Genomic DNA, 14,563 nt, shown 5'->3' on the forward strand with positions numbered 1-14,563 from the left:
TATGCGGTTCTGACGGACGGTTCAGAACTTGCCCATGTGGTGGGCGACACGGTGCCCGAGCTGTCGGCTGAACTCCTCCAGGAAGCGGGCGGCGAGCGGGGGCCAGCAGGTCCGCCCGGCGAGCGGGCCAGCATCCTCGGCGCTCACCTCGACGTCCACGATCCGCTCGTAGAAATCACCCACCCTCGCGCGGTGAGCACACCCCGAACATCGGCCCCGTACATCGTCCTGCCGTCCCCTCCCGGTCGCCGCGAGCATCGTTGATGACCGCGCGCGGGCGGCCGCGCGGGCCCGGATCGCGAGACGGCGTTGCCGACCGGGATGCGTGGCCTATACATATTTCCCATGCAGAGCCCCGACACCCCGACCACGACCGCCGGCCCGGCGGCGCAGACGACCGGCCCCGGCTCCGGCTCCGGCCCCGCGGACCGCGCCGCCCGGCGAGCCGTCACCGTCTTCCCCCTCCTCGTCGTCGCGGCGGGCGCCTTCGGCCTCGCCTCCCCCGGCACGTTCACCGGCTACGGCCCCTGGGTGCCGTATCTGCTCGGCGTGGTCATGTTCTGCATGGGGCTCACCCTGTCCCTGGAGGACTTCAAGGGCGTGTCCCGGCGGCCGTGGGTGGTGCTCCTCGGTCTCGTGGCCCACTACGTGATCATGCCGGGGCTCGGCTGGCTCATCGCGCATCTGCTGCACCTGCCGCCCTCGCTCGCGGCCGGGGTGATCCTGGTCGGCTGCGCGCCCAGCGGCACCGCCTCCAACGTCGTCACCTACCTGGCCCGGGGCGACGTCGCGCTGTCCGTGTCCGTGGCCACCGTCTCGACCGTCCTGGCGCCGCTGCTCACCCCGCCGCTGACGCTGCTGCTCGCGGGCCGGTACCTGCCCGTCGACGCGGGATCGATGGTGACCGACATCCTCAAGACGGTGCTGCTGCCCGTCCTCGCCGGGCTCGTGGTGCGGCTGGTCGCCGGGCGGCGGATCGAGCGCGTCCTGGGCGCGATGCCGTGGCTGTCGTCCCTGGCGATCGCGGTGATCGTCGCGGTGGTGGTCGCGGGCAGCGCCGACGCGCTGAGGTCCGCCGCGCTGACCGTGCTGGCGGCGGTCGTGCTGCACAACGGCTGCGGGCTGGCCCTCGGCTACGGGTGCGGCCAGCTCGCCCGCCTGGGCCGGCCAGCCTCCCGCGCGATGGCCTTCGAGGTCGGCATGCAGAACTCCGGCCTCGCCGCCTCCCTGGCCACCGCGCACTTCACGCCGCTCGCCGCGCTGCCGGCCGCCGTGTTCTCCGTGTGGCACAACGTCTCCGGCTCGCTCGTGGCCGCCTGGATGGCGCGGCGCGCGCCGGGCCGGCCGGGCGCAGCCGACGTGTGAGGCGGGCCGCCGACGCGTGACGCGGGCCGCCGGCCCGTGCGCCGGCCCGCCCGGCCGGCGGGCGGTGGGGGCGGCACGGCCCCAGGGGGTACTCGGCCCGCTGCGGTGCGCACGCCGTCGTCCCGTTTGGTCGCCCTCGGCCCGCGGTGCGATTCTGGGGTGAACGGCAGCGCAGTCGGGCGCGACCGGGAGGTCCCATGGGACGCGACGTCCCGGCGCTGGTCTTCACGCGTGAGGACCGGCGCCGGTACCGGAGCAAGATGCAGCAGTGCCTCGACGTCCTCGCGCAGATGCTGCGGGAGGCGCGGTTCGACGCCGAACGGCCCCAGGTCGGTCTGGAGATCGAACTGAACCTGGTGGACGAGCGGGCCGAGCCGGCCATGCGCAACAGCGACGTGCTGGAGGCCATCGCCGATCCGGCCTGGTCGACGGAGCTGGGCCGGTTCAATCTGGAGATCAACATTCCGCCGCGCAGGCTCACCGAGGGCGGTCCCGACGCCTGGGAGACGGAGATCCGGGCCGCGCTCAACCACGCCGAGCACCGGGCCCGGTCGGTCGGCGCCCACCTGATCATGATCGGCATCCTGCCCACGCTGCGGCAGCGGGACGTCGGCGCGGCCGCGCTGTCGGAGAACCCGCGCTACCGCCTGCTCAACGACCAGATCTTCGCCGCCCGCGGCGAGGACCTGCACATCGAGATCGGCGGCGTCGACCGGCTGCGCACCTACGCGGACACGATCACTCCCGAGGCCGCCTGCACCAGCACCCAGTTCCACCTGCAGGTCTCCCCGCAGGACTTCCCCGGCTACTGGAACGCCGCCCAGGCCATCGCCGGCGTCCAGATCGCGCTGGCCGCCAACGCGCCGTTCCTGTTCGACCGGGAACTGTGGCACGAGACGCGCGTCCCGCTGTTCGAGCAGGCCACCGACACCCGCCCGCAGGAGATCAAGGTGCAGGGGGTGCGGCCCCGGGTGTGGTTCGGGGAACGCTGGATCACCAGCGTCTTCGACCTGTTCGAGGAGAACCTGCGCTACTTCCCCGCGCTGCTGCCCCTGTGCGACGAGCAGGACCCGGCCGAGACGCTCGAACGCGGGGACATCCCGCACCTGGCCGAGCTGACCCTGCACAACGGCACGATCTACCGCTGGAACCGGCCCGTCTACGCCATCGCCCACGACAAGCCGCACCTGCGGGTGGAGAACCGCGTCCTGCCGGCCGGCCCGACCGTCGCCGACACCCTGGCCAACGGCGCCTTCTACTACGGCCTGACCCGCGCGCTCGTCGAGGAGGAACGCCCGCTGTGGTCGCGGATGTCGTTCTCCGCCGCGAAGGACAACCTGCACACCGCGGCCCGGGACGGCATCGAGGCGCGCCTGTACTGGCCGGGCATGGGCGAGGTGCCCGTGCCCGAACTGGTGCTGCGGCGGCTGCTGCCGATGGCGCACCGGGGGCTGGAGCGTTCCGGGATGGACGACGCGTGGCGGGAGCCGCTGCTCGGCATCATCGAGCAGCGGTGTGTGACCGCGCGCAACGGAGCGGTGTGGCAGACGGAGATGTTCCACCACCTCGACGCCCTGTCCCACACGGGCCGCCACGAGATCCTGCGGCGCATGACGCAGCAGTACATCGACTACATGCATCTCAACGCCCCCGTCCACACCTGGCCGGTCGACTGACGCCTCGCGGCCGTCACATGCCGTCGCCCGGTTCGGCCAGTTGCTGCCGTGAGGTGAGGTTCAGTTTCCGCATGGCGCGGGCGACGTGCTGTTCCACCGTGCGGGGCGACAGGTGCAGGGTGGCGGCGATCTCCCGGTTGGTCAGTCCGGAGCCGGCCAGCTGCGCCACCTCCCGCTCCCTCGGGGAGAGCTGGTCGCCGTAGGCGGGGCGGCCGTTCGGGCGGCGTTCGGGTGCGGGGCCGTGGACGCGCAGCAGGGCGCGGGTGCGGGCGGCGTCCCAGGAGGCCCCGAGACGCGTGAACTGCTCGACGCAGGAGGCCAGTTCGGCGCCGGTTACGTCGGGGCGCTCGCCGTCGCGGGCGTTCAGCGCGCAGCGTCCGGCGCCTTCGGTGGTCAGCGCCCGCGCATACGGCCGGCCCAGCGCGGCGTAGGCCGCCGAGGCCTGGCGGTAGAGCGCTGCCGCCTCGGCAGCCTCGCCGGTGGTCTCGGCGAGCACGGCCCGCGTCCAGGTCAGCGCGGCGCGGGCGCCGGGCGCGTCGACGCCGTCGAGCCCCTCGGCGAAGGCGCCGACCATGGACCGGGCCTCGGGCACGCGGCCCGCGCGGGCCGTCGCCTCGACCGCCCAGGGGGCCAGTTCGGCGGCCCAGGCCCAGATGCCCTTGCGGGCGACCTTCTCCCAGGCCGTGCGCGCCTCGGCGGCCGCGTTCGCCACCTCGGCGCGGGCCAGTTCGCGGCGGATCAGCGCACCGGACATGGTGGCGGCCTGGCTCGGCGAGACGTACTCCGGCGGCGTGCCGCGCTCGCCCGACAGCCAGGACACCGCCCGCCCCCACTCCCCCTGGGCCAGCGCCAGGAGGCCCAGGACGAGCCGTCCGTCGCTGGAGATGAGCGGCATGTCGAAGGTGGCGGCCACGAACGTCTCGCACCGCTCCGCGAGCCCCTGCCAGCGCCCCCGCATCCAGTCGAGCGTGAGGCGGGCCCCGAGCGCCGTGTGCTCGGTGAACGGCGAGCCGCTGGTCACGGAGAGTTCGACGCCTTCGGCGAGGAGTTTCTCGGCCCGCTCGTACTGGCCGAGCCAGACGGCCGCGTCGGCGGCGTTGCACAGCCCGCGGGCGGCGTGCCGGCGCGCCTGGGCGTCCGTGCTCGTGGTGGGCAGGTCCTCGAGCAGCGCCCAGCCCCGCGGGTCGCCCCGCATGGTGGCGAGGGTGACCCGGGCCGTGGCCACGGCCGCCCGGGCGGCCTCGTCGCCGCTGTCGGCCGCGGCCCGGCCGGCCGCCCGCAGCCACTTCTCGTGCACCTCGGCGCCGGTGCCGGGCCAGCGCGGTGAGGCGAGCGCGCACATGGCCCGCGCGGCGAGGGCGGGACGTTCCTCGCGCAGTTCCGCCGCGGCCTGTTCCAGCACGGCGCGGCCGTCCTCCCCGCCGACCTGGTTGACCATGAGCAGCCCGAGGTCCAGGCGGATCTCGCCGCGCACCGCGGCCGGCAGGGTGTCGTCGCGGACCACCCGCTGGAGGGCCTCGACGGTCTGGTCGGAGCGCAGTCCGTCGACGGCGCTGCGGGCCAGCACGGGCGCCAGCCTGGCCCGGATGTGCGGGGAGACGAGCGGGGAGGCCATCGCCTGCTCCAGCAGCCCGATGGCCTCCTGGTAGCGGGCGCTCTCCCCGAGGGCGTGGGCCTCGTCCGCGGCCCGTTCCACGGCCCGGAGCCAGCTGCGGACACGGCCGGCGGCACGGCGGTGGCGGGCCAGTTCCGGCCAGCAGGCCGGCTGACGGGCGCCGAGCGCGTCCGCGGCCCGCCCGTGCAGGTGCGTGCGGAGCGGGCCGGGCAGCACCTGGTGCAGGGCCTGGGCGGCGAGCGGGCAGATCAGCCGGTAACGGCCGTCGGCGGCCTCCACCAGCAGCCCGGACGCCAGCGCGGCGCCGAGGGCCGTGCGGCCCTCCTGCTCACCGAGGGCCGCCACGGCGGTCAGCTCGGCGTCGGTGGCGGGCCGCTCCAGTACGGCGGCCGCCCACACGACGGGCCGGTGGTGTTCCGGGAGGGCGGCGGTGCGGCCCAATACGAGGTCGGCCAGCCGGACCGGGACTCCGGCAGCGTCCACGTCGGCGGGGGTGTACCACGGGGGGTCGGGGCAGTCCCGCACCGCCTCCACCAGGTCGGCGACGACCTGCGGCACGCCCGCGGACCGCTCGTGCAGCCGCCCGGCCGCCTCGGGCGTGCACCGTCTGCCGAGGGCCTCGGCGGCGAACCGGCGCACCTCCTCGGCGGTCCACGCCCGCAGGCGGTGTCTGCGCACGGACAGCTCGGACGGGTAGTGCGGGGGCGGCGGGCCCAGCGGCAGTCCCGGCTCGGGCAGTTCCTCGGGCCGGTAGGTGACCACGGCCGCCAGTCCCGGGCGTGCCTCCTCCAGTACGGCGCGCAGCCATGCCACGTCCCGCTCCCCCGCCCGGTGCAGGTCTTCGGCGACGAGCAGCAGCGGTCCGTCCCCGGCGGGCGGCGCGGGGGGCTCGCCCGTTCCGCACACCCACACCTCACGGGGCGTTCGGGCCGCCCAGGGGGCGGTGGTCAGGCACTGGACGAGACGGCTCTTGCCGAAGCCCGCGGGGCCCTCCACCAGTACGAGCACCGGCCGGCCGGCCTCGCCGTCCAGCGTCCCCCGCAGTCTGCGTGTCCACGGAGCGTCACCAAGCGCCACCACATTGCTCCAGCCGTCGGCCCCCGGATCTGCCAGCCTTCGAACGACGATTCTGCGTCCGGGGCGGGCCGGAACAAAAGACGTCTGCGGGGATCGACCGGGGCCGCGGCGCACACAGCGGGTTAATTGCGTATACGTAGGGCCCGGCCCCCGGATGGCAGGCACGGCGGATCGCCCATACGTTCGTCACACCGACCGACCGACACAGGAAGGTGGACGTGGTGGCCAAGCCGTTCTTCCAGGTCGACGTCCCGATCACGCACCCGGCCCAGCCCGACCGGCGGGGCAGCTATGTCTTCACCGGCCACGCGGACAGCGGCCGGGAAGCCGTGCGGATCGCCCGCGAGGTGTGCGACGCCGCGCTCGCCGCCCACGCGGCCGGGCTCGACGTGCCACGCCGCCGGCCGGACGGTTGGGGGGCGCGCGCGGTGCGCCCCGGGTGGGAGCCGGACTGGGAGGCCGCCCGAGCGCACGCGTGGGACGCCGTCCACGGCTGGTTCACCCGCTCCCGGCCGCGGGCGGGCGCGCCGGCGCAGCGCACGCCGGGCGTGTGACCCGCGGCGCGCGCGGCGCGCCGGGTGCCCCGGGTCACGCCTTCTGCACGACGACGAGGATCACGAGCAGCACGGTGGCGCCGGCGCTGGCGCCGTGGGCGACGACGGCGGTCAGCGGGAAGTGCCGCTCGGCGGTGGCGCCGCCGGCGTTCGAGTGCCGGCCGGAGCTGGGCAGCCAGCGCAGCAGCATCATGAACCCGAAGGCGGCGACGATGAGGACGACCGCGCAGGCCGCCCACGCCGAACCGCGCATCCCGCCCAGCAGATACGCGGTCCACGCGGCGAGTCCCGCCACCGCGAGCGCGACGTGCCCGAGCACCAGCCACAGCGGCAGCCGGGTCACGCCCGGCGTGCGCTGGCGCAGACCGCCGTGGCGGATCCACACCGTGGCGAGATAGCCGCCCAGAAGGGCCGTCAGCACCCAGGCACACCACACGATGAGACGCATACGCCCCACTCCCCCTGCCTTGTCGGGCGGCCCCGTCCGGTGCGGACCCCCCGCGGCTCAGCACATCGGACAGGCGAGGAGACGTCCGGAAATCCTTCCTGTAATTCACTCGTTGGAGTGATGGGCGGGGAGTCATGGCACGGTAGCTGGTACAGCGGGCCGCGAGAGGTACGTCAGCGCCCGCGGAGTCAGACGCTCGCGGCCGTGGTGCGGAAGCGGGCCCGGTACACCGTGGGAGACACGCCCAGGGTGTTCTGGAACAGGCGCCGCATGGACTCCGAGGAGCCGAAACCGGCTTGCCGGGCGACCTCCTCGACCGAAGCGGTGCCCGACGACAGCAGGGCTTTGGCGGCCTCCAAGCGGACGGCGTCGACGTACTGCCCGGGCGCCATGCCCGTCTCCTGACGGAACAGGCGTGTCAGGTGCCGGACGCTGACGCCGGCATCCGCGGCGAGCGCGTCGATGCCCGCCGGGACCGACAGGTCCGCGGTGATCCCGTCCATCACGCGGCGTACCACCGGATGGCGGCTCGGTGCGGTCGTGCGGACGCTGAACTGGGACTGACCCCCGGGACGCGCCATGAAGACGACCAGTTGTCGTGCCACGTCCCGGGCGACGTCGGCGCCGTGGTCCTCCTCGACCAGGGCGAGCGCCAGATCGATCCCCGCGGTGACTCCCGCCGACGTGACGAGGTGCTCGTCGCGCACGAACACCAGGTCCGGTTCCACCCGCACCTCGGGATAGGCGGAGGCCAACTGCGGGGCCAGTTCCCAGTGCGTGGTGGCGCGCCGTCCGTCCAGCGCCCCGGTGTGCGCCAGCACGAACGCACCCGCGCACACCGAGGTCACCCTGCGCGTCCGGGCGGCGAGGCCGGCCACGAGCGCGACGAGCCCGGGCTCGGACGTGGCGCGCCGCCAGTCCCTGCGCCCCGGGACGACCAGCGTGTGCGGGGCTGCGGGCGCCCGCTGCGCGCAGGCGTCGACGCCGATCCGCAGTCCGCTGGACGTGACCACGTCGCGGCCGTCCGGGGAGACGACCCGTACGTCGTAGCGGGCACCGTAGCGGTTGGCCGTCGTGAACACCTCGATCGGCCCGGCCACGTCCAGGAGTTGCACCTGGTCGAAGGCCACGATCACGACGACGTCACCGGTTGCCGCAGGTGCTACTCCGCCCACGGCGAGTCCAGGACGGTGCGCACGAAGTTCCCGCGCCGGAAGCCGGGCACGCAGTGTTCCAGTACGTCGGCCTTGACGTTGCCGAACGTGGTCTCCGGCCTGGAGCGGACGCCGTCGGTGAAGGCGGTGAGGATGCGCCGCTTGAAGTCGGGGCGGGGGTGCAGGGCGACGACGTCCCGGCGGTCGGCGTCGGAGACGTCGGCATAGCCGATCCCCAGGACGTCGTACTCGACGCCCGCGGTGACGAGCGCGACCTCCGGCTCCATGAACGCGGGGATGCCGGGCGTGGTGTGCAGGGCGATGGCCGTCCACACGCGCCGCACACCGTCCTCCGGCACGCCGTGCGCCCGCAGGAACCGCCGCGCCTCGTCGGCGCTGTCGACCTCGAAGCGGCGTCCGCTGGAACGGAACCGCTCGCCCAGGCCGAGGTCGTGGAACATGGCGCCGACGTACAGCAGTTCCGGGTCGAATGCCAGGCCGCGGTGGCGGCCCTGGAGGCCGCCGAAGAAGTACACCCGGCGCGAGTGGTGGTAGATCAGCTCGCTGGTGGTGTCCCGGACCAGTTCCGTGGCTTCCCGGGCCACCTTGCTGTCGGGGACCTGAATGCCGGCCGCGAGAGTCGTGTCCATGGTCATGGCGTGCGCGCCACCTCTTCCTCGTTCCGCTGCGGCGCCGGGTTCTGCGGCGCCCCACCAGTGTTCTTCGCGAGGAAGGGCGCCCGCCATGTCCGTGCGGACATCTATCCCACAGATACGGACACCGGCGGGCCGGAGTCGTGCCTGTGCGGCGGTCCCCCGCGCGCCAGGGGCGGGCGTTGGTGCGTCGCCAGGCGCGGCGGGTGTCGGGGTCGCGCCGTCCTGCCGCGGAGGCGCAGCGGGGGCACACGCGGCGGACGGCGTCGGCGGCGCCGCGTGCACCTCACCGGCGGGGAACCAGCGCCCGTCCTCCTCGCTCCACCAGCGGCTGCTCGCCGCCACCGCGTACCGGCGTGAGCGTGACTTCGCCATGGTGGATGAGCGCCCACCGGGCACGGCGCCATGCGGCAGCGGCCGGCCGGGGCAGTGACCCGGCCGGCCGTGGTCCCCTGCGGGCTTACGAGGTGAAGCGCTGGCTCGCCGAGCCGTCGCAGTTCTGCAGGCGCAGGGGCTCGCGCGGGGCCGACTGGGTCAGGCAGAGCGCCGTCGCCGCGGCCGGGTGGATGGTGGCGCCGTCGCGCACGAACTTCTGGTTCGCGGCGCCGGAGCAGTTCCACACGATCAGCGCGGCGCCCGCGCGGTACTGGGCGCCGGGGACGTCCAGGCAGCGGTCCTGGGTGAGCTCGGTGTGGTAGGTCTGCCGGGCGGCGTCGTACCACCAGTGCTGGTTGCGGTTGCCGGTGCAGTCCCACCCGAGCACGCCGGTGTTGTCGGCGCTCGCGGAGGCGGTGACGTCCACGCAGGTGCCGGTGGCCTCGTTGCGCAGCGCGGTGTAGACGTCGTCCCAGGCGAAGGGGAAGAGGGTCGGTGTGCCGGAGGAGTCGACGTCGGCGCACGACGCCTCGCGCAGGCCGGCGGCGTAGAAGCGGGTCAGGCAGGTGGCGAAGGCGGCGTGGCCGCGGACGTTGGGGTGGAAGGACTGGCGCACGGAGTTCTCGTCGGGCAGGCCGGGCTTGGACACGTCGATGAACAGGCCCCGGGCCCAGGTGTTCTCCGTGCAGACCTCGTGGCCGTGGAACAGACGCGAGTTGTCCAGGTAGAAGGCGCCGGTCTCGGCCGCCGCCTTGCGCATGCCGCGTTCGAAGGCGGGGACGGCGGTGTTGCGGCCCCAGACGGTGTCGGAGTCGTAACCGAGGCCGCCGCAGGCGAGCTTGGTGCTGAAGCCGGGGTTGTCACGGAAGTCGGGGCCGATAGGGCTCGGGTAGCTCATCAGGACGAGCTTGTAGTCGCCGTCGGCGTAACCGGCGCCGCGCATCACGGACTTCAAATCGCGGACGGTCTGCTCGACCTTGGGCACGAGGGCGTCGACGCGGGCCTGCCAGCCCGGCGCGTACTTGGGCTCGCAGGGCCCCTGGGAAAGCAGGTAGCGCTCGACGCAGTCGGTCATGACGGGGCCGAACTGCAGGTCGTCGTTGGCGCCCGCGACCAGCAGGACCATCTTGATGCGGGTGTTGCGCGCCTTGACGGCGAGGCTGTCGCTCTGGACGAGTTCGTCGGCGTACTGCTTGGCGCCGCCGATCCTGATGTTGCCGGTGTAGGCGCCGGAGCAGGCGACGTTGTAGGTGAGGTCGGCGGGGATGCCGGTGCGGTGGATGGCCGCGTCGGGTGAGCGGTGACACCAGTTGTCGGGGCCGTTGGTGGGCGTCTCGTAGGTGCCGGTGCCCTCGCCGGAGATCTCGCTGTCACCGAGGGAGATCAGGGCGGTCTTGCGGTCGGCGAGGGGCCGCTGTGCGGGGTCGCCGTAGAGCTGGGTGGCCTCGGCGGCGCGGATGGCCTCCAGGTCGGGCGGGAGCGGGGTGGCGGACACCTGCCGCGGGGCGCCGTCGGCGGCGGTCGCGGTGGCGGGAAGAGCGGTCGTCGCCAGGCCGAGCAGGGCGACGAGGGTGGTGACGGTCCACCGGATGCGGTACCCGGAGCGTCTCATGACACCTCCTGGACGTGGGGTTACCCACGGTATTTACTGGTCGGTAGCCGCGTTGGGAATACCTCTGCCGAGTAAAGTTGAGGGAGTCTCAGGTTCCGCTTCGTGGCTCCGCGCGTCCCCGACCCCGGAGGTGTCCGTGCTGCGAACGACCCTGACGGCGAGCGTGGCCGCGGCCGCGCTGCTCGTCCCCGCCACCGTCCAGGCACACGCCCAGGCCCCCGCCCAGGCCCCCGCCCAGGACCGGCGGGAGGAGCCCGGCATCCCGCATCTCACCGACCGGCAGGGGCGGTTGCTCACCCTGCGCGGCTGGAACGTCGAGGACAAGACGAACCGGGGCGAGAAGGCGCTGTCCGCCATCACCGAGCGGCACTTCCGCGACCTGCGCGCCCAGGGCTTCGACTTCGCCCGGCTGCTGGTGTTCTGGGACGACCTGGAGCCGCGGCCGGGCCAGTACAGCGAGGCGTACCTGAGGAAGATCGAGCGCGTCCTGGACTGGGCCGGGCGCTATGACATCAAGGTGGTGCTCGACGCCCACCAGGACGTCTTCGGGCCCGCGTTCGGCCATCGCGGCGTACCCGAATGGGCGACCAGAACCGACGGCCTGCCGTTCACGCCGCACCCCGACGACTGGTTCGCCGAGTACTTCGAGCCCGCCGTCCAGCGCGCCTTCACCCATCTCTACGACGACCCCGACCTGCGCCGCGCCCAGGCCGACGCGTGGCGGGTGCTCGCCCGCCGCTTCGCCCACCACCCGGCGGTGATCGGGTACGACCTGATCAACGAGCCGATGGGCGAGCTGAGGGAGGGCGAGGACCTGCCGACGGCCGCCCGCCGCATCGAGCGGGAGCAGCTCACCCCGATGTACAACCGCCTCGCCGACGCGGTGCGTTCGGCCGACCGGGACGGCTGGGTCTTCGTCGAGCCCACGCCGATCGTCGGCGAGGGCGTGCCGACGGGTCTCGGGCGCGTCGACGACCCGAAGGTGGTGTACGCCCCGCACTTCTACAACACCGCGATGGAGGCCGGCGCCGACTACGATCCGGGCGCCGGGTGGATCGAGGCGTACGAGCGGGCCGTCGTCGCGTACCCGAAGCAGTACAAGGTGCCGGTCGTGGTGGGCGAGTGGGGCCCGCCGAACAGCTCCCTGCCGAACATGCGGCGCTTCTACGGCGACGCGATGGCGTCCCTGGCCCGCTACACCTCCGGCTGGGCGGGGTATGTGTGGTGCTACGGCGGCGGGTACTGCGCGGTCGACGGCTCCGGCGCCTTCCGGGCCAACAAGGAACTGACCGCCGAGCCGTACGCGGCGAGCGTCGCCGGCACGGTGCGCTCCGCGTCGTACGACCCAGCGGCGGGCGTGTACCGGCTGGCCTACCGCGCCGCCCGTCACGGCTCGCGGCTGACCGAGCTGTCCCTGCCCCGGGGCGCCTGGCGGATCACCGCCGACGCGACGGTGCTGCACAGCCGGCCCGGCCGGGCGTGGGTGCTGGCCACGCCGGACCACGAGGTGACCGTCACCGTGCGGCGGGTCCCGCGCTAGCCGCCCGTGGACGGCGGGAGCTGGGCTGCGCTGACGCGTTCGCCGAGCACCTCGTGGGGTACCACGTGACCGCTGGATCCGTAGACGTTCGCGTGGTGCTCGGCGGCGTGCTGGTGTACGCGTATGTGACGTCGTTCTGCCCGGCCTCCGTGCGTGGCACCGCGCTCGGCTCGGCGTCCGGCATCGGCCGCCTCGGTTCGATCGTCGGCCCGTCGGTCAGCGGGGCGCTGGTGGCCGCCGGCATCGGGCATCCGTGGGGTTTCTACGCCTTCGCCGCGGTGGCCGTACTCGCCGTGGTGGCGGTGCTGACACTGCCGGGCCCTACTCCCCGGGCGGGCGCGGAGCCGGCGGCCGAACCCGTCGTCTGAGAAACCGCGTTGTGGGGGTGCGTCGTGATCGCGTAGGGTCCGGGGCGTGAACACCGGACCGGCTCTACGCCATGCACGGATCGGCGACCCGGTGGTGAGCTGATCCCACCGCGGGTGCACGACAGGCACCCCCACATCTCGGCACGCGGACCTCCCGGTGCTCGTGAACCACGAGCCCGCCTTCCCTCCGCACGAAAACACGAGGTCTGCCGAAACATGTCCGTCAGCTTCAACCACACCATCATCGCCGCCAAGGACCGCGAGGAGTCCGCTCGCTTCTTCCGCGAGCTGCTGGAGGTGGAGCCCGCGCCGTCCTGGGGCCCGTTCACCAACATCCAGCTCCCGGACGGTGTCCTGCTGCAGTTCGCCGAGCCGCCGGTGGAGATCCAGATGCAGCACTACGCCTTCCTCATCGACGACGCCCTGTTCGACCGGGCCCACCGGCGGCTGCGCGAACGCGGCGTCGAGCACTGGGCCGATCCGCAGATGCGCCGCGCGGGCGAGATCAACCATGAGCACGGCGGGCGGGGCGTCTACTTCAAGGACCCCGCCGGTCATGCGATCGAGCTGATCACCCGGCCGTATCTGTAGGGCACTCCGCGGGCGGCAGCGCCAAGGGCCGCATGCCGAGGTGGCGCAGCGCGGACTGCGCCGCCCCGGCACCGCACATACCGTGGGCGCCCGGGCCCGGCGGGGTCGCCGCGGAACACAGGAACACACCCGGCAGGCCCGTCGCGTAGGGGTCGCGTACCGGGCGAGCGCCGAACAGCAGGCGGCCGACCGTCTCCGCGCCGGTGAGGATGTCCCCGCCGGCGAAGTTGGGGTTGCCGGCGGCGAGGGCCGCGGGCGGAGTGGCGCGCAGGGCCACGATCCGTTCGCGCACCCCGGGTGCGAAGCGTTCCAGTTGTCCGAGGACCGCCTGTGTGGCGTCCAGGTCGTAGCCGTACGGCACATGCGCGTAGGACCAGACCGGGTGGACGTCACCGGCCGAGCGGGAGGGGTCCGCCAGGTACTGCTGGCCGACCAGGACGAACGGGCGCTCGGGCATGCGTCCGGCGGCCACCTCCCGCTCGGCCCGGGCGACCTCGGCGAAGGTGCCGCCGAGGTGCACGGTGACGGCGCGGCGGGCATGTGCGCTGCGCCAGGGGACGCCGCCGCGGACCGCGAGGTCGAGTTTGAAGGCGCCGGGACCGCGACGGTAACGCCGGTAGGCGGCGCGGGTGCGGGCCGGGAGCCGGTCGCCGTAGAGGGCGGCGGCCTGGCCGGGGTCGAGGTCGAGCAGCGTCACGTCGGCGGGCGGGATCTGCCGGTGATGGGTGACACGGACGCCGGTGTGGACCGTACCGCCGTGCTCGCGCAGCACATGTTCCATGGCGCGGGCGATGGACCGCGAGCCGCCTTCGGCGACGGCCCATCCGGTGGCGTGCCCGGCGACGAGGACGCCGAGGCCGACGGCCGAGCTGAAGGGCCGGGTCAGGGGCCGGTAGCCATGGGCCGCGACGCCGGCCCACAGTGCCTTGGCCTGTGGCGTCGTGAAGAGGTGGGCCAGGGTGGTGGCGGGCAGGGCGCCGGGAAGCCCGAAGCGGGCCAGGAGCAAGGGGTGGGCGGGGACGCGCAGCAGGGGGCCCATGATGTCGGACGCGAGTGCGTCCCAGTGGCGCACGGACGGCTCGACCAGTGCGCGGTAACGGACGCCGTCGGCTCCGAGCAGGTCACCCGTCCGGGTGACGGACCGCAGCAGCACCCCGGCGGTGCCGTCGTCGAGCGGGTGTACGCAGTCGACGCCGGCCCAGCGCCAGCGCAAGCCGTGGCGGTCGAGGCGCAGGGCGCGGTGGGCCGGTGAGGTGACGGCCATGGGATGGATGGCCGAGTGGTGGTCGTGCAGCAGTCCGGGCACCAGGGCCTCGGAGCTGCGGGTACCGCCGCCGGTCTCGTCCGCGGCCTCCAGCAGGGTCACTTCGAGCCCCGCGACAGCGAGCAGGGCGGCGGCGGTGAGCCCGTTGGGGCCACTGCCGACCACGACGGCCGATGTCATCGCGGGACGGGTGTGGTCGTCATGGTGAGTCGCCCCCTGACATGTCGGTGCTCGCTACCACGGCAACCATGACTTGGGCGAGGGCCTTGCA

At 73.8% G+C, this 14,563-nt stretch carries 12 protein-coding genes and 1 pseudogene; 6 read left to right on the top strand and 7 right to left on the bottom strand.

Annotated elements, in window-relative coordinates; all coding sequences use genetic code 11:
- Positions 1 to 21: 21 nt before the first annotated feature.
- On the bottom strand, positions 22 to 183 hold the full coding sequence (locus AC0B9F_RS12345; RefSeq protein ID WP_472001579.1) for a hypothetical protein: 162 nt from the start codon (positions 181 to 183) through the stop codon (positions 22 to 24).
- Between the two features lie 162 nt (positions 184 to 345).
- On the opposite strand from AC0B9F_RS12345, the gene AC0B9F_RS12350 reads away from it, so the two are divergent.
- Together AC0B9F_RS12350 and AC0B9F_RS12355 are read left to right on the top strand one after the other, a co-directional pair.
- Positions 346 to 1,365, top strand: coding sequence for a bile acid:sodium symporter family protein (locus AC0B9F_RS12350; RefSeq protein WP_472001581.1), 1,020 nt, complete (start codon positions 346 to 348; stop codon positions 1,363 to 1,365).
- A 197-nt stretch (positions 1,366 to 1,562) separates the two neighbouring features.
- Entirely contained in the window at positions 1,563 to 3,041 is a 1,479-nt protein-coding gene (locus tag AC0B9F_RS12355) for a glutamate-cysteine ligase family protein (RefSeq protein ID WP_472001583.1), read from the top strand.
- Positions 3,042 to 3,054: 13 nt separating this feature from the next.
- Here AC0B9F_RS12355 and AC0B9F_RS12360 read toward each other — a convergent pair whose 3' ends face one another.
- Positions 3,055 to 5,733: a LuxR C-terminal-related transcriptional regulator gene (locus AC0B9F_RS12360; protein ID WP_472001584.1), complete on the bottom strand. Its 2,679-nt coding sequence runs from the start codon at positions 5,731 to 5,733 to the stop codon at positions 3,055 to 3,057.
- Between the two features lie 221 nt (positions 5,734 to 5,954).
- Here AC0B9F_RS12360 and AC0B9F_RS12365 point away from each other — a divergent pair, with 221 nt between their 5' ends.
- Positions 5,955 to 6,287: a hypothetical protein gene (locus AC0B9F_RS12365; RefSeq protein ID WP_472001585.1), complete on the top strand. Its 333-nt coding sequence runs from the start codon at positions 5,955 to 5,957 to the stop codon at positions 6,285 to 6,287.
- A gap of 34 nt (positions 6,288 to 6,321) precedes the next feature.
- Here the strand turns inward: AC0B9F_RS12365 and AC0B9F_RS12370 are convergent, their stop codons facing one another.
- The 4 genes from AC0B9F_RS12370 to AC0B9F_RS12385 all read right to left on the bottom strand — a co-directional run bounded on the left by AC0B9F_RS12370 (position 6,322) and on the right by AC0B9F_RS12385 (position 10,529).
- Positions 6,322 to 6,735: a hypothetical protein gene (locus AC0B9F_RS12370; RefSeq protein ID WP_472001587.1), complete on the bottom strand. Its 414-nt coding sequence runs from the start codon at positions 6,733 to 6,735 to the stop codon at positions 6,322 to 6,324.
- A 188-nt stretch (positions 6,736 to 6,923) separates the two neighbouring features.
- The gene (locus AC0B9F_RS12375) at positions 6,924 to 7,910 is read right to left on the bottom strand and encodes a GlxA family transcriptional regulator (RefSeq protein WP_472001589.1); all 987 of its coding nucleotides are present in this window, start codon (positions 7,908 to 7,910) and stop codon (positions 6,924 to 6,926) included.
- Positions 7,898 to 8,545, bottom strand: a complete 648-nt coding sequence (locus AC0B9F_RS12380; protein WP_472001591.1) for an HD domain-containing protein — start codon at positions 8,543 to 8,545, stop codon at positions 7,898 to 7,900. Before AC0B9F_RS12380 ends, AC0B9F_RS12375 begins: the two co-directional genes overlap by 13 nt.
- Before the next feature lie 457 nt (positions 8,546 to 9,002).
- On the bottom strand, positions 9,003 to 10,529 hold the full coding sequence (locus tag AC0B9F_RS12385; protein ID WP_472001593.1) for a ricin-type beta-trefoil lectin domain protein: 1,527 nt from the start codon (positions 10,527 to 10,529) through the stop codon (positions 9,003 to 9,005).
- Positions 10,530 to 10,665: 136 nt separating this feature from the next.
- Between AC0B9F_RS12385 and AC0B9F_RS12390 the strand changes: the two genes are divergently transcribed.
- From AC0B9F_RS12390 to AC0B9F_RS12400, 3 genes and pseudogenes are all read left to right on the top strand, one after another.
- A complete protein-coding gene (locus AC0B9F_RS12390; RefSeq protein WP_472001594.1) occupies positions 10,666 to 12,069 on the top strand; it encodes a cellulase family glycosylhydrolase in 1,404 nt (467 codons plus the stop codon).
- 101 nt (positions 12,070 to 12,170) lie between these two features.
- Positions 12,171 to 12,437 (top strand): annotated as a pseudogene (locus tag AC0B9F_RS12395) (MFS transporter); the annotation flags it as partial.
- 216 nt (positions 12,438 to 12,653) lie between these two features.
- On the top strand, positions 12,654 to 13,028 hold the full coding sequence (locus tag AC0B9F_RS12400) for a VOC family protein (protein WP_472001596.1): 375 nt from the start codon (positions 12,654 to 12,656) through the stop codon (positions 13,026 to 13,028).
- Here AC0B9F_RS12400 and AC0B9F_RS12405 read toward each other — a convergent pair.
- Complete coding sequence (locus AC0B9F_RS12405) at positions 13,009 to 14,472, bottom strand: phytoene desaturase family protein (protein WP_472001598.1); 1,464 nt, start codon at positions 14,470 to 14,472, stop codon at positions 13,009 to 13,011. The two genes, AC0B9F_RS12400 and AC0B9F_RS12405, sit on opposite strands and share 20 nt — an antisense overlap.
- Positions 14,473 to 14,563 lie beyond the last annotated feature (91 nt).

The sequence above is a fragment of the Streptomyces sp. NPDC097129 genome (genome assembly GCF_055668065.1).

Bases quoted from the DNA above. Each gene is read 5' to 3' on its own strand.
- AC0B9F_RS12350 (WP_472001581.1), top strand. From the start codon at position 346: ATGCAGAGCCCCGACACCCCGACCACGACCGCCGGCCCGGCGGCGCAG.
- AC0B9F_RS12355 (WP_472001583.1), top strand. From the start codon at position 1,563: ATGGGACGCGACGTCCCGGCGCTGGTCTTCACGCGTGAGGACCGGCGC.
- AC0B9F_RS12370 (WP_472001587.1), bottom strand. From the start codon at position 6,735: ATGCGTCTCATCGTGTGGTGTGCCTGGGTGCTGACGGCCCTTCTGGGC.
- AC0B9F_RS12380 (WP_472001591.1), bottom strand. From the start codon at position 8,545: ATGACCATGGACACGACTCTCGCGGCCGGCATTCAGGTCCCCGACAGC.
- AC0B9F_RS12385 (WP_472001593.1), bottom strand. From the start codon at position 10,529: ATGAGACGCTCCGGGTACCGCATCCGGTGGACCGTCACCACCCTCGTC.
- AC0B9F_RS12400 (WP_472001596.1), top strand. From the start codon at position 12,654: ATGTCCGTCAGCTTCAACCACACCATCATCGCCGCCAAGGACCGCGAG.
- AC0B9F_RS12405 (WP_472001598.1), bottom strand. From the start codon at position 14,472: ATGACATCGGCCGTCGTGGTCGGCAGTGGCCCCAACGGGCTCACCGCC.